This window comes from Plantimonas leprariae (genome assembly GCF_008802405.1).
Taxonomy (GTDB): domain Bacteria; phylum Pseudomonadota; class Alphaproteobacteria; order Rhizobiales; family Rhizobiaceae; genus Plantimonas; species Plantimonas leprariae.
The window spans coordinates 68,055-90,258 of the sequence record NZ_VZDO01000020.1 but is presented as its reverse complement, the minus strand read 5'-3'; the positions used below and the strand labels follow the sequence as shown (position 1 = coordinate 90,258).

General features: G+C 69.2%; 21 protein-coding genes and 1 pseudogene. 14 read left to right on the top strand and 8 right to left on the bottom strand.

Annotated features, from left to right (window positions below):
• Window positions 1-770: HAMP domain-containing protein (locus F6X38_RS20180; protein ID WP_150972935.1), on the bottom strand; the 770-nt coding region annotated here is incomplete at its 3' end.
• A gap of 76 nt (window positions 771-846) precedes the next feature.
• Window positions 847-1,631: pseudogene (locus F6X38_RS23735) on the bottom strand (sensor domain-containing phosphodiesterase).
• A gap of 453 nt (window positions 1,632-2,084) precedes the next feature.
• On the opposite strand from F6X38_RS23735, the gene F6X38_RS20165 reads away from it, so the two are divergent.
• From F6X38_RS20165 to apnL, 7 genes are all read left to right on the top strand, one after another.
• A complete protein-coding gene (locus F6X38_RS20165) occupies window positions 2,085-2,969 on the top strand; it encodes a D-ribose ABC transporter substrate-binding protein (RefSeq protein WP_150972942.1) in 885 nt (294 codons plus the stop codon).
• Window positions 2,970-3,033: 64 nt separating this feature from the next.
• The gene (locus tag F6X38_RS20160) at window positions 3,034-3,684 is read left to right on the top strand and encodes a DUF2291 family protein (protein ID WP_150972933.1); all 651 of its coding nucleotides are present in this window, start codon (window positions 3,034-3,036) and stop codon (window positions 3,682-3,684) included.
• Window positions 3,681-5,246, top strand: coding sequence for a sugar ABC transporter ATP-binding protein (locus F6X38_RS20155; protein WP_150972931.1), 1,566 nt, complete (start codon window positions 3,681-3,683; stop codon window positions 5,244-5,246). Before F6X38_RS20160 ends, F6X38_RS20155 begins: the two co-directional genes overlap by 4 nt.
• Complete coding sequence (locus F6X38_RS20150) at window positions 5,243-6,310, top strand: ABC transporter permease (RefSeq protein ID WP_150972929.1); 1,068 nt, start codon at window positions 5,243-5,245, stop codon at window positions 6,308-6,310. Before F6X38_RS20155 ends, F6X38_RS20150 begins: the two co-directional genes overlap by 4 nt.
• A 21-nt stretch (window positions 6,311-6,331) precedes the next feature.
• Window positions 6,332-7,159: a phosphogluconate dehydrogenase C-terminal domain-containing protein gene (locus F6X38_RS20145; protein WP_150972927.1), complete on the top strand. Its 828-nt coding sequence runs from the start codon at window positions 6,332-6,334 to the stop codon at window positions 7,157-7,159.
• A gap of 4 nt (window positions 7,160-7,163) precedes the next feature.
• On the top strand, window positions 7,164-8,198 hold the full coding sequence (locus F6X38_RS20140) for a Gfo/Idh/MocA family protein (RefSeq protein WP_150972925.1): 1,035 nt from the start codon (window positions 7,164-7,166) through the stop codon (window positions 8,196-8,198).
• Complete coding sequence (apnL, locus tag F6X38_RS20135; protein ID WP_150972923.1) at window positions 8,195-10,105, top strand: D-apionate lactonase; 1,911 nt, start codon at window positions 8,195-8,197, stop codon at window positions 10,103-10,105. The genes F6X38_RS20140 and apnL overlap by 4 nt, the downstream gene beginning before the upstream one ends.
• Here the strand turns inward: apnL and F6X38_RS20130 are convergent.
• Window positions 10,060-10,806: a transcriptional regulator NanR gene (locus F6X38_RS20130; RefSeq protein ID WP_150972921.1), complete on the bottom strand. Its 747-nt coding sequence runs from the start codon at window positions 10,804-10,806 to the stop codon at window positions 10,060-10,062. The two genes, apnL and F6X38_RS20130, sit on opposite strands and share 46 nt — an antisense overlap.
• Before the next feature lie 100 nt (window positions 10,807-10,906).
• On the opposite strand from F6X38_RS20130, the gene oiaX reads away from it, so the two are divergent.
• The 4 genes from oiaX (at window position 10,907) to F6X38_RS20110 (ending at window position 15,923) form a co-directional block, all read left to right on the top strand.
• Window positions 10,907-12,181 carry a 3-oxo-isoapionate-4-phosphate decarboxylase OiaX gene (oiaX, locus tag F6X38_RS20125; RefSeq protein WP_150972919.1) on the top strand — a complete coding sequence of 425 codons (1,275 nt, stop codon included), beginning with the start codon at window positions 10,907-10,909 and terminating at the stop codon, window positions 12,179-12,181.
• Window positions 12,178-13,485 carry a four-carbon acid sugar kinase family protein gene (locus tag F6X38_RS20120; protein WP_150972917.1) on the top strand — a complete coding sequence of 436 codons (1,308 nt, stop codon included), beginning with the start codon at window positions 12,178-12,180 and terminating at the stop codon, window positions 13,483-13,485. Before oiaX ends, F6X38_RS20120 begins: the two co-directional genes overlap by 4 nt.
• Window positions 13,486-13,575: 90 nt before the next feature.
• Window positions 13,576-14,988: an FAD-containing oxidoreductase gene (locus tag F6X38_RS20115; protein WP_150972915.1), complete on the top strand. Its 1,413-nt coding sequence runs from the start codon at window positions 13,576-13,578 to the stop codon at window positions 14,986-14,988.
• A 98-nt stretch (window positions 14,989-15,086) separates the two neighbouring features.
• Window positions 15,087-15,923 (top strand): alpha/beta fold hydrolase, encoded by an 837-nt coding sequence (locus F6X38_RS20110; RefSeq protein WP_150972913.1) that lies wholly within the window; start codon window positions 15,087-15,089, stop codon window positions 15,921-15,923.
• 40 nt (window positions 15,924-15,963) lie between these two features.
• On the opposite strand, the gene F6X38_RS20105 is transcribed toward F6X38_RS20110, so the two are convergent.
• The 3 genes from F6X38_RS20105 to F6X38_RS20095 are packed head-to-tail and all read right to left on the bottom strand — an operon-like array spanning window position 15,964 to window position 18,981.
• Window positions 15,964-17,463, bottom strand: a complete 1,500-nt coding sequence (locus tag F6X38_RS20105) for a tripartite tricarboxylate transporter permease (protein WP_150972911.1) — start codon at window positions 17,461-17,463, stop codon at window positions 15,964-15,966.
• A 10-nt stretch (window positions 17,464-17,473) separates the two neighbouring features.
• A complete protein-coding gene (locus F6X38_RS20100) occupies window positions 17,474-17,947 on the bottom strand; it encodes a tripartite tricarboxylate transporter TctB family protein (protein ID WP_150972909.1) in 474 nt (157 codons plus the stop codon).
• Window positions 17,948-18,000: 53 nt separating this feature from the next.
• Entirely contained in the window at window positions 18,001-18,981 is a 981-nt protein-coding gene (locus F6X38_RS20095) for a Bug family tripartite tricarboxylate transporter substrate binding protein (protein WP_150972907.1), read from the bottom strand.
• A gap of 185 nt (window positions 18,982-19,166) precedes the next feature.
• Between F6X38_RS20095 and F6X38_RS20090 the strand changes: the two genes are divergently transcribed.
• Window positions 19,167-19,403, top strand: coding sequence for a hypothetical protein (locus tag F6X38_RS20090; RefSeq protein ID WP_161992851.1), 237 nt, complete (start codon window positions 19,167-19,169; stop codon window positions 19,401-19,403).
• A 52-nt stretch (window positions 19,404-19,455) separates the two neighbouring features.
• Here F6X38_RS20090 and F6X38_RS23525 read toward each other — a convergent pair whose 3' ends face one another.
• The gene (locus F6X38_RS23525; protein WP_161992850.1) at window positions 19,456-19,791 is read right to left on the bottom strand and encodes a hypothetical protein; all 336 of its coding nucleotides are present in this window, start codon (window positions 19,789-19,791) and stop codon (window positions 19,456-19,458) included.
• A gap of 241 nt (window positions 19,792-20,032) precedes the next feature.
• On the opposite strand from F6X38_RS23525, the gene F6X38_RS23520 reads away from it, so the two are divergent.
• Both F6X38_RS23520 and F6X38_RS20080 read left to right on the top strand, forming a co-directional pair.
• Window positions 20,033-20,491: a type III secretion system chaperone gene (locus F6X38_RS23520; protein ID WP_161992849.1), complete on the top strand. Its 459-nt coding sequence runs from the start codon at window positions 20,033-20,035 to the stop codon at window positions 20,489-20,491.
• Between the two features lie 52 nt (window positions 20,492-20,543).
• Window positions 20,544-21,806, top strand: coding sequence for a hypothetical protein (locus tag F6X38_RS20080; protein WP_150972901.1), 1,263 nt, complete (start codon window positions 20,544-20,546; stop codon window positions 21,804-21,806).
• Between the two features lie 96 nt (window positions 21,807-21,902).
• Here F6X38_RS20080 and F6X38_RS20075 read toward each other — a convergent pair whose 3' ends face one another.
• The gene (locus tag F6X38_RS20075; RefSeq protein WP_150972899.1) at window positions 21,903-22,190 is read right to left on the bottom strand and encodes a hypothetical protein; all 288 of its coding nucleotides are present in this window, start codon (window positions 22,188-22,190) and stop codon (window positions 21,903-21,905) included.
• Between the last annotated feature and the right edge of the window lie 14 nt (window positions 22,191-22,204).

Sequence of the window (22,204 nt, the reverse complement as noted above, 5' to 3'; positions counted from 1 at the left end):
TTCTGGTTCGCCGCGTCCTTGAACACCTGCACCGCTTTCGCCATCGCACCAACCTCGTCGCGACGGTCCGTCGAAGGCACGTCGGCGGTCAGATCGCCGCCGGCGAGGCGGCGCATCGCGGCGGTCATCGCCCCGATCGGTGCCACGATGCTGCGCGACAGGAGGATGCCCATCGCGACCGCGATCAGAACCGCCAGCATGCCGCCGACAAGCAGCGTCAGCCGCGCCGAGCCGTCGGCGGCCTTGGTCGCCGCCAGCCGGCTCTCGATGATCGCGTCCTGAGCCTTCTGGATGGCGGTGAGTGTCTTCCGCGCTTCGGTCAGCGGGATAGTGCCGGTGAGCGCACGCGCCTGATCGCGTCCGTTCGGATCCCGCATCAGGGCGATCTGCCGCTCGGCCAGAGCGGACTGCCAGTGGGCGACGATCGCCTCCACCTTCTCGACCCGCGCCCGCTGTTCGGGCGAGACGGTCCTGGCCTTGAACGTCCCCGCTTCGGCCGTCAGTGCCTGCTTCGCCGCCTCGTATTCACCGACATACTTCTCGTCGCCGCTGGCCATCAGGCCGCGCACCGTGTTCTGCTGCTCGATCGTCGCGAGCAGCATGGCGTCCACCGCCAGGCTCAGATCGAAGCTGCGGGCGTTCTTCTCCGTGCTGTCCGCGATGACGTTCAGCGTGCGCAGCACGAACAGATCCGCGAGGATCGAGGCCGCCATCACGGCGGCGAAGGCGACGAGCAGCTTTCGGGAAAGCTTCAGGTTCTGGAAGCGCATGGTTCAGCCGGGGGTTGGAGGAATGTTCGTTGGTTCAGGAAGCCCTGCCGTCGGCCGGAGACGCCCGGCGGATCGCCTAGCGCAGCGAGGCCGGCCGCCCTATGGGCCGGGTCAGCGCCAGGGTTTCGGCGGATTGGGCCTTGCCGAACAGGTACCCTTGCAGGTCGCGGCACCCGTGCCGGCGCAGGACCGCCGCTTGTTCGTCGGTCTCGACGCCCTCGGCCGTGACGGCGAAGCCGTAGCCTTCGCAAAGGAGGGCGACCGCGCGGATGATGCTCGTCGAGCGCTTGGTGCGATCGATGCCCTTGACGAAGCTGCGGTCGATTTTGATCCGCGTGAGCGGCAGCGACGCGACGAGAAGCCCGTGCCGAAATCGTCGAGCGCGATCAGGACGCCGAGCTCGCGCAGCGAATAGAGGATGCTGCTCGCCAGATCCTCGTCCGACAGGATGGCAGTCTCGGTGATCTCGAGTTCCAGCCGGGCGGACGGCAGCCCGGAGACCGTCAGCGCCTGCCGCACGACATCGACGAAGCCGATGAATATCCGGTTCTCGTCGCGGATCGGATGGATCACCACGCTCGCCCAGAAGGCCGACCCGTCCTTGCGGAACCTCCAACCCTCGTCCGCAAACTGCCCGCTCTCCAACAAGACCTGAAGGTTGCGCGAATGTAGTTCATGGGAACGATCGATCGGCGAATAGAATAGATCGAAGTGCCGCCCGACGATATCGGTCGCCGCATATCCCTTCGCGCGCTCCGCACCAGAATTCCAGCTTATGACGACGCCATCCGCATCGAGGAAGTAGATGGCATAGTCAGGGAATCCTTGTACGAGAAACCGGAAATGCTTGTCGGGGAACATCGGACTGCGGCCTGCACTGCTTTGCTGGCTAATGTTAGTGGCAAAACGTCTCACCAAATGGTTGACGGATGGTTCAGTGGATGCATAGCCGGGTTGTGTATTTGCGATTGCCGGTTGCATGCCGGCCGGACCGCAGACACAGAAGGAGACACGTGTCGATGCTTCCGAAATCGATGCGCGAGTGCGGTTGGCTTCCAGACATCGTCCGAACGTTCCAACCCGTACACAGTAATCAGAAGAATGCGCGGCGCATGAAGACGCGCAGCGATAACTCCACGTCGCCAGCATTCCAATTTGTATAGTCATTATACCAGTTGACGACTCGGGTTTGGCGCGCTTATCTCGGCGCGCGTCCGCTTCGGGAGGTCGACGGCGCGCATCCGGATCAGGGAGGAAGTCGTGCTGAAGCGTATCCTGCAAACCGCCGTTCTCGCCGCGCTTGCCGCGACCGCCATGCCGGCGGCGTCGATCGCCGCCGACCTGCTGGCGATCATCACGCCGAGCCACGACAACCCGTTCTTCAAGGCGGAAGCCGAGGGCGCGGCCGCGAAGGCGAAGGAGCTCGGCTTCGAGCCGCTGCTCCTCGTCCACGACGACGACGCCAACAAGCAGAGCCAGCTCATCGACACCGCCATCGCCCGCGGCGCGAAGGCCATCGTCCTCGACAATGCGGGTGCGGCTGCCACCACGGCCGCCGTCCAGAAGGCCAAGGACGCGAAGATCCCGAGCTTCCTGATCGACCGCGAGATCAACGAGAGCGGCGTCGCCGTCGCGCAGATCGTCTCCAACAACTACCAGGGCGCGCAGCTCGGCGCGGAGGAGTTTGTCAAGCTGATGGGCGAGAAGGGCCCGTATGCCGAACTCGTCGGCAAGGAGTCCGACACCAATGCCGGCATCCGCTCCGGCGGCTACAAGGACGTGCTCGACCAGTATCCCGACCTGAAGCGCGTGGCGCAGCAGTCGGCGAACTGGAGCCAGACCGAAGCCTTCGAGAAGATGCAGACGATCCTGCAGGCGAACCCGGAGATCAAGGGCGTCATCTCGGGCAACGACACGATGGCGATGGGCGCCTGGGCAGCGCTGGAAGCGGCCGGCCGCACCGACGTGATCGTGGTCGGCTTCGACGGCTCGAACGACGTCCGCGACTCGATCATGAAGGGCGGTATCAAGGCGACCGTGCTGCAGCCCGCCTACCGGCAGGCGCAGCTCGCGGTGGAGCAGGCCAAGCAGTATCTCGATACCGGCAAGGCGAGCGGCGAGGAAAAGCAGCTGATGGACTGCATCCTCGTCAACAAGGACAACGCCGGCAAGCTCGAAACCTTCGCGCTGAAGGATTGAGCGAGGACACGCCGCGGCGCCCTTCGCGGGGCGCCGCATCGTCCGGCATCGACGGAGGAGCGGCATGATGCGGGCGGCGCTCGTTCCCTGCCTTCTGGCCGGCCTCGCCATCGGCGCGAGCGGCTGCAAGATCGTGAAGACCGAGGAACTGGCGGCCCGGGCCGCCGCCGCGGCCAAGCCGACCGCGGCGGCGAACGCCGCGGGTCTCTGGGCGTCGAAGGTCGTCCCCTACGTCGAAGGGAAGGCCGCGCCCTTCCCGGAGGTCGCGGCCGCCGCCAAGGCCGATCTCAAGGCCGCGGGCGCGAAGTACGGCTACCGCGAAGCGGGCGAAGGCGCGCCCTGGAACTTCGTCGCGCGGCTGACCGGCACGGTGACGGCGGCGAACCTGGCGTCCCGCGCCGCGACCGCCGAGGTCGACGTCGATGGCGACGGCGCGCCCGACGTCACGCTGCAGCTCGGTCCGGTGATCAAGGGCACCTCAATCCGCGACGCGCTGCCCTTCGTCTCGTTCACGCAGGTGCGGAACCAGATCGAGTTCGCCGACGTCGCGAAGAGCTTCAACACGGCGGCCTACGACACGGCGCTGAAAACCCTGCCGCGCGACCGGCTGGTCGGCGCGAAGGTGGAAGGGACGGGCGTCTTCTCGCTGCGCTCGCCGTCCGACAAGGCGTTGTTCACGCCGGTCACGCTGCGCGTCGAGGCGCCGCAGTCATGACGGCGGCGGCGGACGTCGTCCTTTCGGTGCGCGGCGCGACCAAGGTCTATCCGGGGACGCAGGCGCTGAAGGGCGTCGACTTCGACGTCCGCGCCGGAGCGGTCAACGTCCTCGTCGGCGAGAACGGCGCGGGCAAGTCGACGCTGATGAAGCTCATCGCCGGCGTCGAGCAGCCGACGGAGGGGCGGATCCTCATCGGCGGCCGCGAGGTGACGCTGGCCGGCACGGCCGACGCCGCGCGCCACGGCATCGGCATCGTCTTCCAGGAATTGAACCTCTTCCCGAACCTGACCATCGCCGAGAACATCTTCATCGGCCGCGAGAAGACGCGGGGCGGAATCGACATCGACGCTCGCGCGCAGCGGATGGAGGCGCGCCGCCTTCTGAAGCGCCTGGACCACACGAACGATCCGGACACGGTGGTCGCGGACCTCCGGATCGGCGAGCAGCAGATCGTCGAGATCGCCAAGGTCCTGGCGCAGGACGCGCGCATCCTGATCATGGACGAGCCGACCTCGGCGCTGTCGGCCGCCGAGGTCGACATCCTGTTCCGCGTCATCGGCGAGCTCAAGGCCCAAGGCGTCGCGATCGTCTACATCTCGCACCGGCTGGAGGAGCTGGTGCGGATCGGCGACTTCATCACGGTGCTGCGCGACGGGCGCATCACCGGCTCGCGCCCGATGGCGGAAGTCGACGTGCCGTGGATCGTCAGGGCGATGATCGGCTCGGCCTCGAAGGACTTCGCCAAGACGGTCCACCACGCCTTCGGGCCGGAAATCCTTCGGATCGACGACATGACGCTGCCGCGCAAGGGCGGCGGCTTCGCCGTCGACCACGTATCGCTGTCGCTGAAGGCCGGCGAGATCGTCGGCATCTACGGGCTGATGGGCGCGGGGCGCTCGGAACTCTTCGACTGCGTCATGGGCCGGATGCGGCAAGCGAAGGGCCGCGTGACGCTGGACGGACGGGAACTCGCCGAGCGTTCGGTGCACGGGCGGATCAAGCGCGGCATCGCGCTGATCCCCGAGGACCGCAAGGCCGAAGGGCTGGTGCAGATCCTCTCGGTCGCCGAGAACATGACGATGTCGAGCCTGTCACGCTTCACGCGGGGGCGCATCCATCTCGACGTCGCCCGAGAGAAGCGGAGCGTCGCGGATTTCGTGCGGAAGCTCGCGGTGAAGGTCGCATCGCTCGACGCGCCGGTCGCCTCGCTCTCCGGCGGCAACCAGCAGAAGATCGTCATCGGCAAGGCGCTGATGACCGGGCCGAAGGTGCTCCTGATGGACGAGCCGAGCCGCGGCATCGACATCGGCGCGAAGGCGGAGGTGTTCCGCGTCATGCGCGAGCTCGCCGCCCAAGGGCTCGGCATCCTCTTCGTCACCTCGGACCTCGAAGAGGTGATGGAGCTGTCAGACCGCATCGTCGTGATGTCGAACGGGCGGATCACCGGCGAGATGAGCGGGGCGGAGGCGAGCGAGGAGAAGGTGGTCGAGCTTTCCTTTCTCGGCCACAGAACTGCGAGCCGGACGGCCGGGAACCACCGGCGGGAGCTGCATTCATGACCACCGAAGCCGTCGCCGCTCCGAAACCGCCGAGCGACCTGTCGCTGGCGCTCGTCCTCCTGAAGGCGCGCACCTTCATCGCGCTGATCGCGGTGGTGGTGTTCTTCTCGCTTGCCGCGCCGAACTTCCTGTCGACGGCGAACCTCGTGATCATGTCGGAGCACGTCGCGCTGAACGCCTTCCTCGCGATCGGCATGACCTTCGTGATCGTGACGGGCGGCATCGACCTGTCCGTCGGCTCGATCGTCGGCCTCTGCGGCATGGTCGCGGGCTATCTCGTCCTCAACGGCGTCACGCTGGAGTTCACCGGCTACACGGTGTTCTTCAACACGGGGGAGATCGTCGGCATCACGCTCCTCGTCGGCGTGGCTGTCGGCGTCGTCAACGGCCTCCTGATCACCCGGCTCAGCGTCGCGCCGTTCATCGCGACGCTCGGCACCCTCTACGTCGCGCGCGGCATGGCGCTCCTGTCCTCCAACGGCGCGACCTTCCCGAACCTTTCCGGCTCGGACGAATGGGGCACGCGCTCGTTCCCGTGGATCGGCGCGGGCTCGATCGGCGGCGTGCCGATCTCGATCCTCGCGCTGGTCGTGGTGGGGCTGGGAGCGGCCTATCTCGCGGCGAGGACGCCCCTCGGCCGGCAGATCTACGCCGTCGGCGGCAACGAGCGCGCTGCGGCGCTTTCCGGCATCAAGGTCGGCCGCGTGAAGATGTTCGTCTACATGTTCTCCGGCTTCTGCGCCGCCATCGTCGGCATCATCATCGCCTCGCAGCTCGTCGCCTCGCATCCCGCCACCGGCGAGACCTTCGAGCTGAACGCCATCGCGGCGGCCGTCCTCGGCGGCACCTCGATGTCGGGCGGGCGCGGCAAGATCGGCGGTACCATCGTCGGCGCCTTCGTGATCGGCATCCTGTCCGACGGCCTCGTGATGATGGGCGTCTCGTCCTTCTGGCAGACCGTGATCAAGGGCCTCGTGATCATCGCGGCCGTGGTGGTCGACCAGTTCCAGCAACGCCTGCAGCAGAAGCTCGCGCTGCAGCGCCAGGCGGCGCTCGGCCGCTGACAACATGAAAGGAGTGACGCCATGACGGCGGTCGCATTGTTCGGGGCGGGGGGAAAGATGGGCTACCGCCTCGCCACCAACCTCGTCGGCTCGCGCTTCGAGGTGCGGCATGTCGAACTGAACCCCGCCGGCCAAGAGCGGCTGAAAAGCGGCCTCGGCTTCGACTGCGTCGAGCCGGACGAGGCGCTTCGCGGGGCCGAGGTCGTGGTGCTCGCCGTGCCGGACACCGTCATCGGCAAGGTCGCCGCCGGGATCGAGAAGCACCTCAAGGCCGGCACGATCGTGGTGATCCTCGACGCCGCCGCGCCCTTCGCCGGCCACCTGCCGGAGCGCTCCGATCTCACCTATTTCGTCACGCACCCCTGCCATCCGCCGATCTTCAACGACGAGACGGAGATGGCGGCCAAGCGCGACTTCTTCGGCGGCGTGAAGGCCAAGCAGCACATCGTCTCGGCGCTGATGCAGGGTCCGGAGGAGCACTACGCGTTGGGCGAAGAGGTCGCGAAGGTGATCTGGGCGCCGGTGATGCGCTCGCACCGCGTCACCGTCGAGCAGATGGCGCTGCTCGAGCCGGGCCTGTCGGAAACCGTCTGCGCCAGCCTCCTCGTCGCCATGCGCGAGGCGATGGACGAGGTGGTGCGGCGCGGCGTTCCGAAAGAGGCGGCGCGCGACTTCCTGCTCGGCCACATGAACGTCCTCGGATCGGTGATCTTCGAGGAAACGCAGGGCGTGTTCTCCGACGCCTGCAACAAGGCCATCGAGTTCGGCAAGCCGATGCTGATGCGCGACGACTGGAAGCGCGTGTTCGAGCCGCAGGAACTCGCCGACTCGATCCGCAGGATCACCTGACGCCGTGGCCGAACTGAAGGGGGCGCTGGTCGGCTGCGGCTTCTTCGCGGTCAACCAGATGCACGGCTGGGCCGGCATCGACGGCGTTTCGATCGCCGCGATCTGCGACCGCGACCCGGCACGGCTGGAGGCGATGGGGACCCGCTTCGGGATTTCCCGGCGCTTCACCGATGCCGAGGCGATGTTCGCCGAGGCGCGGCCGGATTTCGTCGACATCGCCACCACCGCGCCGAGCCACCGCGTGCTGGTGGAACTCGCGGCTTCGCACGGCGTGCCCGTCATCTGCCAGAAGCCCTTCGCACTGAGCCTGGCCGACGCGCGGGCGATGGTGGAAGCCTGCAGCCAAGCCGGCGTGCCGCTGATGGTGCATGAGAACTTCCGCTGGCAGTCGCCGATCCGCCGGGTAGGCGAACTCGTGGCGACTGGCGAGGTCGGCCGGCCGTTCTTCGGCCGCGTCTCGTTCCGCTCCGCCTACGACGTCTATTCGGGCCAGCCCTACCTCGCGGAGGGCGAGCGCTTCATCATCGAGGACCTCGGCATCCACGCGCTCGACATCGCCCGCTTCCTCCTTGGCGACGCGACGGCGATCACCGCCCGGACGGCGCGGATCAATTCGGCGATCCGCGGCGAGGACGTCGCGACCATGCTGCTCGGGCACGACGGCGCGACCTCGGTGGTCGACTGCTCCTACGCGACGAAGCTGGAGAAGGAGCTGTTCCCGCAGACCCTCGTCGAGATCGACGGAACGGAAGGCACGATCCGCCTCGGCGCGAACTACCGGCTGACGGTGACGAACGGCGAGGGTAGCCGCCACGAGGACGTCTCGCCGCTGCTGCTCCCCTGGGCGACACGGCCCTGGCACAACATCCAGGAAAGCGTCGCCGCGATCCAGGCGCACTGGGTCGATTGCCTGCGGAACGGCCGGGAACCCGACACGTCCGGCCGCGACAACCTGAAGACGCTGGCGCTGGTCGAGGCCGCCTATCGGAGCGCGGCCGAGGGCGGCCGGACGCTCGATCCGGCGGAGCTCCGAGGTTGAGCGAGCGTCTCGCCCTCTACGGCACCGAAGAGCCGCCGGCCTCGGGCCGTCGCCTCCGGGCCGGTGCGCTGGAAGCCGACCTCGTGTCCGGCAACCTCCGCACGATCCGCTTCGCGGGGCGCGAGGTGATCCGCGCCGTCGCCTATGTGGTGCGCGACCGCGACTGGGGCACCTACGACCTCGGGGTGGAAAGCCCCGTCGTGCAGGAGGATGGCTCGGGCTTCACGGTGACGTGGGCGGCGACCTGCATAGCGTCGGACGGGACGCGGCTCGCCATCGCGGCGACGATCCGGGGCGAGGCGTCCGGGCATCTCGCCTTCGAGGTGACCGCGGTGCCGGACGGCGACTTCGAGACGAACCGCTGCGGTTTCTGCATCCTTCACCCGATCGAGGGCGTCGCGGGGCGGCCGGTCGCGGTGACGCATTCCGACGGCACGGTCGAGTATTCGGTGTTTCCCGACCTGATCGAGCCCTGGCAGCCGTTCAAGGACATCGCGGCGATCCGGCACGAGGCCGCGCCCGGCCTCGCCGTCACCTGCCGCATGGACGGCGACACTTTCGAGATGGAGGACCAGCGCGCCTGGTCGGACGCTTCCTACAAGACCTATGTCCGCCCGCTCGCCCGGCCGTGGCCCTACCGGCTGCCGGCCGGCGAAGCGAACCGGCAGCGGATCGTGGTCGAGATCGCCGGCGAAACGGCGGCAGACCCGGTGCGCCGCGAGGCCGAGCCGGTCCGGCTGTCGCTCGGCCCCGCGACGGGCGAGCGTTTCCCCGACTTCGGCCTTCTTGTCTCGCCGGAGGACGCGGCCGAAATCCTCGCCGCGCCGGGCCGCCTGCCGGGACTGAATCCCCGGCATCTCCTGTTCCACTTCGATCCGACCGCCGGCCACGGCGCGGCGGAACTCCGGGCGCTCGCCGCCGTGCAGGCGCTGCTGCCCGAAACCCATGCCATGCTGGAATGCGTCGTCCCCTGCGAGCGCGATCTCGACGCGGAACTCGCCGAGGCCGCCCGCCTCGTCCGGGAGGCCCGCCTCCGGCTCGATGCGGTGACGGTCGGACCCGCGGCGGATCGGCAGTCGACGCCGCCCGGCAGCGAATGGCCGCCCTGCCTGCCGCTGGAGCAAGTCTACGCCGCGGCGCGGCGCGCCTTCGCGAACGTCCGGCTCGGCGGCGGCATGTTCAGCTACTTCACCGAGCTGAACCGCAAGCGCCCGCCGATGGACCGCGTCGACTACGTCACCCACGCGACCTGCCCGCTCGTCCACGCGGCCGACGACCTGTCCGTGATGCAGACGCTGGAAGCCGTACCCTTCATCACGCACTCGACCCGCGCCATCGCCGGCGAGGGCAAACCCTATCATCTGGGCCCCACCACGATCGGCATGCGCCAGAACCCCTACGGCTCGCGCACCATGTCGAACCCGGAGGGCCGGCGCGTCGCGATGGCCGCCGACGATCCGCGCGGGCGCGGCCTCTTCGCGGCGGCTTGGCTCGTCGGCTACGCCGCGCGTCTTCCGGGCGCGAATGTCGAACGCTGGACGGGCGGCTCGCTCGCCGGCCCGCGCGGCCTCGTGCGGGGAGGTGATGTCGTGCCGGCCTTCCACGCGGCGAAGGCGCTGGCGGCGCTGTCGGGCCTGCCCCTGCGTCCGCTCCGTTCCTCCATCCCGAGCGAAGTCGACGGCATCGCCGCGGTGACGGCGGACGGGCGGCTGCTCCTGCGGTTCGCGAACCTGACGCCGGAGCCTCTGGCGGTCGTGCCGCCGTCCGGCATCGGTTTCGACTTAGTCGCGATCCTCGACGCCGCGGCCCCCGGACCGCGGCCGCTCGCCGTCCCAGCCGGCGAACCGCTCGCGCTCGGCGCCTACGCCGTCGCCTTCGCGGAAGCCTCCGCCTCCTCGGCCGACTGATGCACGTAGAGCGCGCTCGACCGTTCGAGATGGCCGACCATCGCGGCCTCCGCCGCGTCCGCATCGTTGCCGGCGAGTGCCGCGAGGACTTGCTCGTGCTCGGCGAGGGTGAAGCGCTCCTTGCCGGTCCAGATCAGCATCTCGGTATGGTATTCCTTCAGCCAGCCGAGCATCGCTTCCGAAACCGCCTCGAAGATCGGGTTGCCCGAGATCGCCGCGATCCGGACGTGGAAGCGCATGTCAGCGGCGATGAAGGTCTCGGCGTCGCCGAGCGCCGCGCGCTGCGTGTCGATCAGGCGCGACAGGTCGTCGATGTCGCCGGGGCCGGCGCGCTCGGCCGCCTGCCGCACCATGCCGCGCTCGAGGAAGATGCGCGCTTCCTTCAGGTGCCCGAGCGCCGTTGGCGAGGAGGACAGCATGATCTGCGCCGCGCCGTTCACCTGCCCGAACAAGGCGCGCGGCGTCGGCGCCACGACGCGGGCCCGTTCGCCGTGTTGGATCGCGAGAAGCCCGTTGTTGGCGAGCGCCTGCATCGCCTCGCGGATCGCCGGGCGGCCGACACCGAAGCGCTCCATCAATTCGCGCTCGGACGGCATCTGGTCGCCGGGCTTCAGGCTGCCGGAAGCGATCATCGTCCGAAGGCGATCGAACACTTCGGTCGAAAGCTTGCGTCGCACGATCGGTTCGGTCGGCTGCGTCATTGGAAGGAACCCTGACGAGACACCTTTGCGGTATGATGATCATACCATGCGATCGCGCCGTGCCTACCGCGATCGCCAGCAGAAATTGGAACGCTTCCATATGCCGGAAACCATCGTCGTTACCTATTGCATTGAGACGCCGGGCGAGCCGGAGCGGCTGGCCGCGAAGATCGCGAGCGACCAGTCGACCGGCACCTTCGTGCCCGTGCCCGGTGAGACGCCGGAACTCAAAAGCCGTGTCGCCGCGCAGGTGCTGGCGGTCCGGCCGCTCCCGCCCGCCACGGAGCCCGGCTGGGGCCGCTCGCATCCCGGTCTTGCCGCCGGCAACCGCTTCAACCGCGCCGAGGCCGACATCGCCTTTCCGGTGGAAGCGGTCGGGACGGACCTCGCCGCGCTGATGACCATCGCGATCGGCGGCGTCTGGTCGATCCGCGAACTCAGCGGCGTCCGCGTCACCGCGATCCGCCTGCCGCCCTCCTTCGCCGGCGCCTATCCCGGGCCCCAGTTCGGCATCGAGGGCACGCGCCGCCTTACCGGCGTCTACGGCCGGCCGCTCGTCGGCACGATCGTCAAGCCGGCGCTGGGCCTCAGGCCGCACGAGACGGCGGCGATGGTGCGGGAACTGGTGGAAGCCGGCGTCGACTTCATCAAGGACGACGAGAAGCTGATGAGCCCGGCCTATTCCCCGCTGGAGGAGCGGGTGAAGGCGATCATGCCGGTGATCCTCGATCACGAGCAGCGGTCGGGGAAGAAGGTGATGTACGCCTTCGGCATCTCCGCCGCCGATCCGGACACGATGCTGCGCAACCACGACGTAGTCGCGGCGGCCGGCGGCAACGCGGCGGTCGTCAACATCGCTTCGATCGGCCTCGGCGCTCTCACCTTCCTTCGCAAGCGCTCGCGGCTCGCGCTCCACGCCCACCGCAACGGCTGGGACATCCTCACCCGCAACGCCGCGGTCGGCATGGACTTCGCCGCCTGGGAGATCTTCTGGCGCCTCAGCGGCGTCGACCAGTTCCAGATCAACGGCATCCGCGTGAAATACTGGGAGCCGGACGAGAGCTTCGTGCGCTCGTTCCATGCGCTGCAGCGGCCGGTCTTCACGGATGCCGACCGGCCGTTGCCGGTGGTCGGCTCCGGCCAATGGGGCGGCCAGGCGCCGGACACCTATGCCGCGACGGGCGGCTCGACCGATCTCCTCTACCTCTGCGGCGGCGGCGTCGTCAGCCATCCGGACGGGCCGGCGGCGGGCGTCCGGGCGGTGCGGCAGGCCTGGGACGCGGCGGTCGCGGGCATCGACCTCGCGACCTACGCGAAGGACCATCCGGCACTCGCCCGGTCGATCGCGACCTTCGACGACGGCAAGCTGGCATGACGGAGACGCCGTTCATCGCCTGGTACGGCGACGACCTCACCGGCTCCACCGACGTGATGGAGGCCCTGTCGCTGCGCGGCGTCGAGACGGTGCTGTTCACCGGCGTGCCGACCGAGGGCCAGCTCGCGCGCTTTCCGACGGTCCGCGCTCTCGGCATCGCCGGCACCAGCCGCTCCGAGACGCCGGCATGGATGGACGAGCACCTGCCGCCGGTGTTCCGCTGGCTCGGCGAGCGGGAGGCGGGGATCGTGCATTACAAGGTCTGCTCGACTTTCGACTCCGCGCCGCATGTCGGCTCGATCGGGCGGGCGATCGAGATCGGTCGGCGCGTCCTCGGCGAGAAGCCGGTGCCGATCCTCGTCGGCGCGCCGCAGCTTCGCCGCCACACCGCCTTCGGCAATCTCTTCGCGGCGTTCCGCGGCGAGACGTTCCGCATCGACCGCCATCCGGTGATGAGCCGCCATCCGGTGACGCCGATGCGGGAAGCGGACCTGCGTCGGCACCTGGCGGACCAGACGGACCTTTCCGTCGCGCTGCTCGACCTCGTCGCGACCGTCGCGCCGGATGCCGACGCGCGGCTGGGCGCGCTTCTCGCCGAGGCGCCCGGCGCCGTCCTGATCGACGTCGCGGACGCGGAGACGCAACGCGCCGCCGGCCGGCACCTGAAGCGGCTCGCGGCGGCCGGGCATCGCTTCGTGGTCGGCTCGTCCGGGGTCGAATACGCGCTGGCGGACGAGGTCGCCGCGCCGCCGTCCTTCCCGCCCCTCGCGCCGGCGGAGCGGCTCGCGGTGGTTTCGGGAAGCTGCTCGCCGACCACCGAACGCCAGATCCGCCATGCCGAGGCGCGGGGCTTCGCGCTGGTTCCAGCCGATCCGCGCGCCTTCGCGGCCGGTGACGAGGCGGCGGCGGAAGCGACCGCCACGCAGGCCCTCGCCGAACTCGCCGCGGGCCGCAGCGTGATCGTCAACACGGCGCTCGGGCCGGACACCGATCTCGGCGAGGCGCTCGCCGGCATCGAGGGCGCGCGGCACCGGATCGGCCAAGGGCTCGGCCGCCTGCAGGCGCGGCTCGTGCGCGAGACCGGCCTCCGCCGCGCGGTGATCGCCGGCGGCGACACGTCGAGCCACGCCCTCCAGGCGCTCGGCGTCTTCGCCTTGACGATGCGGCTGCCGTTCCCGCAGACGCCCGGCTCGCCGGTGACGCTCGCCTGGAGCGACGATCCGGCCTTCGACGGGATCGAGCTTGCGATGAAGGGCGGACAGGTCGGCGACGACGCGTATTTCGTCGATCTCCGCGGCGGTTGAGACCCGGCCGCGCCGGGCGGCTTTGGCATGGGTCGCACCCTCGGTTAAGGATAGGCGGAACCTGATTCGTCGGCATCGAGGTGCGCGGCAATGGCGGAGGATGCATCCACCGAAGGATCGAGGCCGGTTCGCCGCTTCGACGCGATCGTGGTCGGGGCGGGGCAGGCCGGCCCGTCGCTCGCCGTGCGGCTGGCCGGGGCGGGCCGCACGGTCGCCGTGGTGGAGCGTCACCTCGTCGGCGGCACCTGCGTCAACACCGGCTGCATGCCGACCAAGACGCTGGTCGCGAGCGCCAAGGCCGCGCAGGTCGCCCGCCGCGCCGCCGACTACGGCGTTCGGCTGACAGGCGGGGTCCGGATCGACATGCGAGCGGTGCGGGATCGCGCCGCGGCCGTCTCGCGGAACGCGCGGGAGGGCAACGAGCGCTGGCTGGCGACGACGCCAGGCGTGACGCTGATCCGCGGCCACGCCCGGTTCGAGAGCGCCGATACGCTCCGCGTCGGCGACGAGCGGCTCGCCGCGCCGCTGATCTTCCTCAACGTCGGCGGCCGTGCCGTCGTGCCCGACATGCCGGGCATCCGCGACGTCGCCGTCATGACCAACACCGACATGGTGGCGCTGGACGAGCTGCCGCGTCATCTCGCGGTGATCGGCGGCAGCTATATCGGACTCGAATTCGCGCAGATCTACCGCCGCCTCGGCGCGGAGGTCACCGTGGTGGAGCGCGGGCCCCGCCTCGTTTCGCGCGAGGACGAGGACGTGTCGGAGGCGATCCGGGCCATGCTGGAAGCGGAAGGGATCGCGGTGCGCACGGGCGCCGAATGCATCGGCTTCGCGCCGCAGCCGCAAGGCGCGGCGGTGCGGGTGTCCTGTAGAGAAGGTGCGCCGGAAATCCTCGCCAGCCACGTTCTGGTGGCGGTCGGCCGCCGGCCGAACACCGACGACCTCGGCCTCGACGCCGCCGGGATCGAGACGGACGGGCACGGCTACATCAAGGTCGGCGAGGACCTGCAGACGGGTGTTGCCGGCGTCTACGCGCTCGGCGACTGCAACGGACGCGGCGCCTTCACCCATACGAGCTACAACGACTACGAGATCGTCGCGGCGAACCTCCTCGACGGCGAGGCGAGGCAAGTCGGCGACCGCATTCCCGCCTACGCGCTCTACACCGATCCGCCGCTCGGACGGGTGGGGATGACGGAGCGCGAGGCGCGCGGCCTCGGCCGGCCGCTGCTCGTCGCGAAGCGCCCGATGAGCCGCGTCGGGCGCGCGGTGGAGAAGGGCGAGACGACGGGCTTCATGAAGGCGGTCGTCGATGCTGGGACCGGCCGCATCCTCGGAGCGGCGATCCTCGGCGTCGAGGGCGACGAGGCGATCCACGGCATTCTCGACGCGATCGTCGCCGACCTGCCCCATACCTTCTTCCGCCGGGCCGTACCGATCCACCCGACCGTTTCCGAACTCATCCCGACGCTTTTCGGCGATCTGAAGCCGGTCGACTGAGTGCTCGCGCAAGAACTCGCATCGGGGTCGGCGGCGGGTCGGGAACTCCGCGTGATCCCTGGCGCGAACCGATCCAACCAGGGACAGGAACCACGCCCATGCCATTCGTCACGACATCCGACGGCGTCGAGATCTTCTTCAAGGACTGGGGTCCGAAGGAGGCCCAGCCGATCGTGTTCCACCACGGCTGGCCGCTGTCGTCGGACGACTGGGACGCGCAGATGCTGTTCTTCGTGAGCCACGGCTACCGCGTCGTCGCGCACGACCGGCGCGGCCACGGCCGCTCGGCGCAGGTGTCCGATGGCCACGACATGGACCACTACGCGGCGGACGCCTTCGCTGTGGTGGAGCATCTCGACCTTCGCAACGCCGTCCATATCGGCCATTCGACCGGCGGCGGCGAGGTCGCGCGCTATGTCGCGAAACACGGCGAGCCGGCCGGCCGCGTGGCGAAAGCCGTGCTGGTCAGCGCGGTGCCGCCGATCATGCTGAAGACCGAAGCCTATCCCGGCGGCCTGCCGATCGAGGTGTTCGATGGGTTGCGGCAGGCGCTCGCCGCCAACCGGGCGCAGTTCTTCCTCGATCTGCCGACCGGGCCCTTCTACGGCTTCAACCGCGAAGGCGCGGCCGTCCACCCGGGGGTTATCCAGAACTGGTGGCGCCAAGGCATGATGGGCAGCGCCAAGGCGCATTACGAGGGGATCAAGGCCTTCTCGGAAACCGACCAGACCGAGGATCTGAAGGCGATCTCGGTGCCGACGCTGGTTCTCCACGGCGAGGACGACCAGATCGTGCCGATCGACAATGCCGGCCGGCTCAGCGTCGATCTCGTGCAAAACGGTACGCTGAAGACCTATCCGGGCTTCAGCCACGGCATGCTGACCGTCAACGCCGACGTCCTCAACGCCGACCTCCTCGCGTTCGTGAAGGGCTGACGGATCAGGGCGGGTCGCGGCGACGCGGCCCGCCGGAGGCTCAGTCCTCCTGCATCTGGAAGCGTTCGAGGCCTTTGAGGATGAACGGCGCGACGAGCGCCAGCGCGGCGATGCCGAGGAGCGTCGCCGAGCCGGGATTCTCGAGCAGGATCATCGGATCGCCGAGGCTCATCTGCAGCGAGCGGCGGAGCTGCGCGTCCGCCATCGGCCCGAGGATCAGGCCGACCACGGCCGGCGCAATCGGGTAGTCGTAGCGGCGCATGAAGAAGCCGATGACGCCGAACACGACGAGGATCGCGAGCTCCACGGCGGACGGGTTCGCCGCCACCGTGCCCATCGCCGCGAAGACCAGGATGCCGGCATAGAGCCAGGGCAGCGGCACCGCGAGGAGGCGCACCCAGAGGCCGATCAGCGGCAGGTTCAGGATCACCAGCATGACGTTGGCGATGAACAGGCTGGCGATGAGGCCCCAGACGAGGTCCGGCGCCTGCGCGAAGAGCAGCGGCCCCGGCTGCAGGCCGTACTGCTGGAAGCCGGCGAGCATGATCGCGGCGGTCGCCGAGGTCGGCAGGCCGAGGGTGAGCAGCGGCACCAGCGTGCCCGCGGCGGAGGCGTTGTTGGCGGCCTCCGGGCCGGCGACGCCCTCGATCGCGCCGCGGCCGAACTCTTCCGGGTACTTGGTCAGCTTGCGCTCGGTCGCGTAGGACAGGAAGGTCGGGATCTCGGCGCCGCCCGCCGGCAGCGCCCCGATCGGGAAGCCGAAGGCGGTGCCGCGCAGCCAGGGCTTCCACGAGCGCTTCCAGTCCTCCTTCGTCATCCAGAGCGAGCCCTTCACCGGGATCGGCTTCTCGGGCGCGTGGAGGTGCCGCGAGGCGACGTAGAGCGCCTCGCCGATGGCGAAGAGACCGACCGCCAGCGTCGTCACCTCAACGCCGTCGAGAAGCTGCGGCACGCCGAAGGTCATGCGCGCCTGGCCGGTGAGCTGGTCGATGCCGATCACGCCGAGGAGGAGGCCGAAGGCGAGGCTGGTCAGCCCGCGGAGCGGCGAGGAGCCGAAGGTCGCCGCCACCGTCACGAAGGCGAGCACCATCAGCGCGAAATAGTCCCAGGGGCCGAAGCCGACCGCGACCTTGACCAGGAGCGGCGCCAGGAAGGCGAGGCCGATCGTGGCGATGGTGCCGGCGACGAAGGAGCCGATGGCGGAGGTGGCGAGCGCCGGCCCGCCGCGGCCGGCCCGCGCCATCTTATTGCCCTCCAGCGCCGTGACGATCGACGCCGACTCGCCCGGCGTGTTGAGCAGGATCGAGGTGGTCGAGCCGCCGTACATGCCGCCGTAGTAGATGCCGGCGAACATGATGATCGAGCCGCCGGGATCGAGCTTGAAGGTGACCGGCAGCAGCAGCGCCACGGTGAGCGCCGGCCCGATGCCGGGCAGCACGCCGACGAGCGTGCCGAGCAAGACGCCGACGGTCGCGAACAGGAGGTTCGAGGGCTGGAGGGCGACGAGGAAGCCGTGCCCGAGCGCGAGAAAGGAATCCATCGCCGCCTTCCTAGAGCAGCCGCTCGAGCGGACCCTGCGGGAGGGTGAGCGACAGGAGGTTGTTGAACAGGAGGAAGACGAGAAGGGCGATCGCGAAGCCGATCGCGAGGTCCACCGCGAAGGCGCGGCGTCCGAAGGCCCGCGCCGTCATGGCGAAGAGCAACGTCGAGCCGATGATGAAGCCGCCGCCGAGGCCGATCACCGCGATCAGCGCGACGAGCGCGCCGCCGACCCAGCCGAACGCCTTCCAGTCCGCCGCTTCCGGCTCGGGCAGCCCGCCGCGGAAGGCGGCGACGAAATGCGCGAAGCCGAGCAGCGCGAAGAACACGGCGAGGACGTTCGGCATGGCGGTCGGCCCGATGCCGTAGAGCGCGACCTTCGACATCCGGCTCGCGTCGAAGGCGAGCACGGCCGCGACCGCGACGAGGATGAGGCCGACTACCGCCGCGGGTCGGTCGAACGAGCGCGGCTTCGCTGCCGGCATGGGGGAATCTCCGAGGGAAAACGGCGGCGCGCCCGGCGCGCCGCCGGCCCTTGTCATTCGGCGAGGCCGACGGACTTCAGGACGTCGTGGATGCGGGTGGTCTCGGACGCGATGAAGGGGGTGAACTCCTCCGACGGCGCGTAGTAGTCGCTCCAGCCTCTAGCCTTCAGGATCTCGGCCCATTGCGGCGACTTGACCGTCTTCTCGACCGCCGCCGACAGCTTGGCCTTGTCTTCAGCCGAGACGTTCGGGCCGGCGAAGAGACCGCGCCAGTTCACCAGCTCCACGTCGATGCCCTGTTCCTTCAGGGTCGGCACGTCGATGCCCTCGAACCGCTCGGGCGAGGACAGGGCGAGGGCCCGCAGGTCGCCGGATTTGATCTGCCCTTCGAACTCGCTGTAGCCGGAAATGCCGGCGGTCACCCGGCCGCCGAGCATGGCGGCCAGCGCCTCGCCGCCGCCGGAAAACGCGACGTAGTTGACCTGCGCCGGATTCGCGCCCGCCGCCTTGGCGAAGAGCGTCGCGAGGATCTGGTCCGCGCCGCCGGCGGAGCCGCCGGCCCAGAGAGTGCTGGCGGTGTCGTCCTTCACATTCTTCGCCAGGTCCTGAACCGTCTTCAGTTCGGAATCCTTCGGCACCACGATCACCAGCGGGTCGCCGGTGAGGCGGGCGAGCGGCGTCACCTGCGTGAGGTTCACCGGCGACTTGTTGGAGATGATCGCGCCGACCATCACGAGGCCGCCGACCATCAACTGGTCCGCGCTGCCGCTGGCATCGTTGACGAACTGGGCGAGGCCGATCGTGCCGCCGGCGCCCGTGACGTTGGTCACCTGGACGCTGCGCACCGCGCCGCTGGCGGTCATCGCCTGCTGCAGCGAGCGCGCGGCCGAGTCCCAGCCGCCGCCGGCGCTGGCGGGGGCCATGATCTTGAGTTCCGGCAGCGCATCCTGCGCCGACGCCGCGAACGGCAGCGCCGACAGCGCGGCAACGGTGCCGATCGCGGCGAGCACCGTCCGCCTGTTGAATATCCGCATGCTTTCCTCCCTGTACTGCTTTCCGCCATTCGTCGGCGACCGCTGGCGATTTGTCGAGCCGAAAGTTGCGCCTTTCCCGCGTTTCACCTCCGTGCCCTCCACGGCGCCGCCCCCGATTTGAGCGCGTGACGGGAACCTTCGCCGGCTACGCGCTTTGGAAGCGGTACAGCGGAAGGGACGGCTCCGTGTTCGAAAAACGCTATACGATGCAGGATGATGGCAATGGGCTCTGGTCGGTGCTCGACGCCGAAAGCGGCGTTCCGGCTATGGTGCGGGAACGACGGCTCGCGAGTCTGGACGAGGACGACGCCCGCGATGCCACGGACCTCCTGAACCTTATCGCGGAACTGCGCCTTCAGACGCCGAAGCGCTCGGCCGGCATGCAGAACGGGCTGCAGCCTTTCCTTCTGCCGATCCGGTAGGCGCGCCGGTTCTCGGCCGCCGCGACGCTCGCGGACCCGGCCGTGCCCGCTTCTACGGAAGCGGTCGATCCCTGCAGCATTCGGCCCCGGGGGTTCCGAGCGCGGCGACCGGCCTTCGATCGTCGAACGAGCGTCGAAGCGCCGTCAGCGCCATTCGCACCTTCCCGTGGTCGGGCGGCTCCGAGGTCTTCATGGCGCGAATGACGCCTCGCACCGCCCAAAGGAGAAGGCGCGACGCCTCATGCTCCTCGTCGGATGCCGCGCCGTCGCCATCGATTGAGGAGCCGATCGTCAGCGCGAGTGACCACCACTCCTCGGCCTGTGCCGGCGTCGCGTCGGCGGTGATTCGCCGCTCGAGGTTCCGGATGAGCGCCGTCGTGTCCTGCATGGCTTCGTCCGGCGTCGCCTCGACCGATCGTTCGGCAGCGCTTCGCATCCTGCCGGAAACCATATTGCCAAAACTTGTTTTCTCAAGCAAATGCAATGATTTAGACATATTCCAATTCCAATCGCGACCGTCGCCGCCACGCCTCTGTGCCGAACAACACAGGCCGCCGGCCGAGCCGCGCTATCCCTATCCTCCGGGACGACGGCGGCGACCGATGCGGCCGTCCGGGAGGGGACCATTGATGCAGGACGTTCATCAGGCCATCGAGGCGCTCGGCGACGCGATCGGCCTCGACATGGCGGCGCTCGACGCCAACGGCCACATGACGCTGACCGTCGACGAGGCGATGCCGGTGAACTTCGCGCGGATCGACGACGGGGCCTTCGAGATGTGGACGCCGCTCGATGATCTCGGCTCGGCGACGGACGCATCGCTCCTGTCGGCCATGCTCGCCTCGAACCATCTCGGCGAAGGCTCCGGCGCTGGGCGGCTCGCGATGACGCCGGACCGCAGCGGCTTCGTGTTCTGCGAGCGCGTTCAGGTCGCCGGCCTCGACGCGGAAGCCTTGAGCGAGCGCCTCGCCGGCTTCATCCGCTTCGCGACGTTCTGGAACTCCGCCGCCGGGCGCGAGGCGCTGGGACGCGGCGGCTCCGGCACCGCGCTGCCGGCCGAGGATCACGGCTTCATGATCCGCGCCTGACCGCCCACGAGGCTCGGCGCCTCACTCATTCGACGATCGGAGGAAAGCAATCGTGAGCGTGTCCGGCACCAATTCGAACCCCTTGGCGAGGGCGTTCAACACCGTTCAGGAAAAGGTCGGCAGCCTCGTCTCGCGGAGCAACGCCGCCGCCGTCCAGACGACGAAGCTGAACGGGCACACGCTGGGACTGCAGGGGACCGCGCAGCAACCGGCGCGCTCAACTGGCCTCGGCGACAGGATCGCGAGCTTCCTCACGAAGCTGAGCGCCGGCGCATCGGCGAGGTTCGAAGGCGCGATCAACTGGATGAAGGACCGTCTGGCGCGCTCCGAAACCGCGCAGGCGCCCGCGACGCCCGCGCCGAAGACCGCGGCCGAGACCGAGATCGCCGAGTTGAAGGACACGACGACCTGGAAGCTGTTCCAGGACAAGATCGATCCCAAGCGGCTGAACGACAACCAGCGCGGCGACTGCGCCTATGCCTATGCGAAGCGGGAGGGCGACAAGGCGGAAAGGGATCCCGCCGCGAAGAACAACTTCCTGCGCTCCGACAACAACGCTTCGAAGATCAGCGCGCGGATCGCCATGGGCAGTCCGCAGTTCGCCGCCAGCGTCGCGTCGATCGCGAACCGCCTCACCGGGCAGGTGTTCGCGTCCAGCGCCGCGGCCTACGGCGCCGACGGGCAGGAGCCGACGCATGCCGGCGTCCGGGAGATGAAGGACATGGTCGGCAGCACCGGCGTGGACTATCGCACGGCGATCGCCCTCCAATCGGTGCAGAATCTCGACGATACCCTGTGCGAGCTTTTCGGCACGCCGGGCGACGATGCCAGCATCCACCGTGCCGCCGAGCGCGTGCCACAGGAACTCTGCAACCAGCTCGCCATCCTGCATCGCGCCATCGAAGACAGCCGCGCCGTTCCGGGCGATGTGCCCATGCTCAAGATGCAGTGCAGTCGCGACGCGCTGGCGCTTCGCACCCTCAATCCGGCGATCATGAACGCGTCCTCGGCGAGCGAGGACAAGGCGCAGGCCGAGAACCTCAAGCAGATCTCGAAGTCCATCCAGAACATCGTGAACGGTCTCGGCATCGGCATGGCCGGCAAGGATACCGCGCCGGAAATGGTGCAGGCCGGAGCCGGCATGAAGGCGCGCTGGGACCCGACCTTCGCGGCCTTTGCGGATGCCGTGGTGCGCCGCGCCGATCCGCTGATGGTGAACGGCGCGGCCAGCGAGGGCGGCAAGCTCGAAGCCGAGAACGCCCGCATTCTCGCCCGCATCGGCGAGCTTCAGGGCGGCAACGCCGCGGGCGTCTGACGCCGGCGGAGGAGCACTATCGGAAGAAGAACGCGCGAGGCCGCCGACCCGGAAGATCGGCGGCCTCGTTTCATTCGGACCCAGCCCCGGCTAGGCTCAGATCTTCACCTTGTCGCCCGGCATGCCGTAGACGCTCGCCGCCGCGATCGCCGCGGCCGGATCGAACAGGGTCGGGTGCTCGGTCTTCGCCTCCACCGTCACGCTGGTCTTGTTCAGGTAGTCGGCGAAGTCGTCCGTGGATCGGCCGCGCGCCGCGTCGGCCTTCGCCTCCGCCTTGGCCTCGCCCTTCTCTGCGCCGTTGAGGCGCAAGGGATCGAGCAGGCGTTCCTCGACGCCGTTGCCGCCGACGGGGCGGGCTCCGATACCTGCATTGGGGGCGACCATGATCGTCTCCGGCG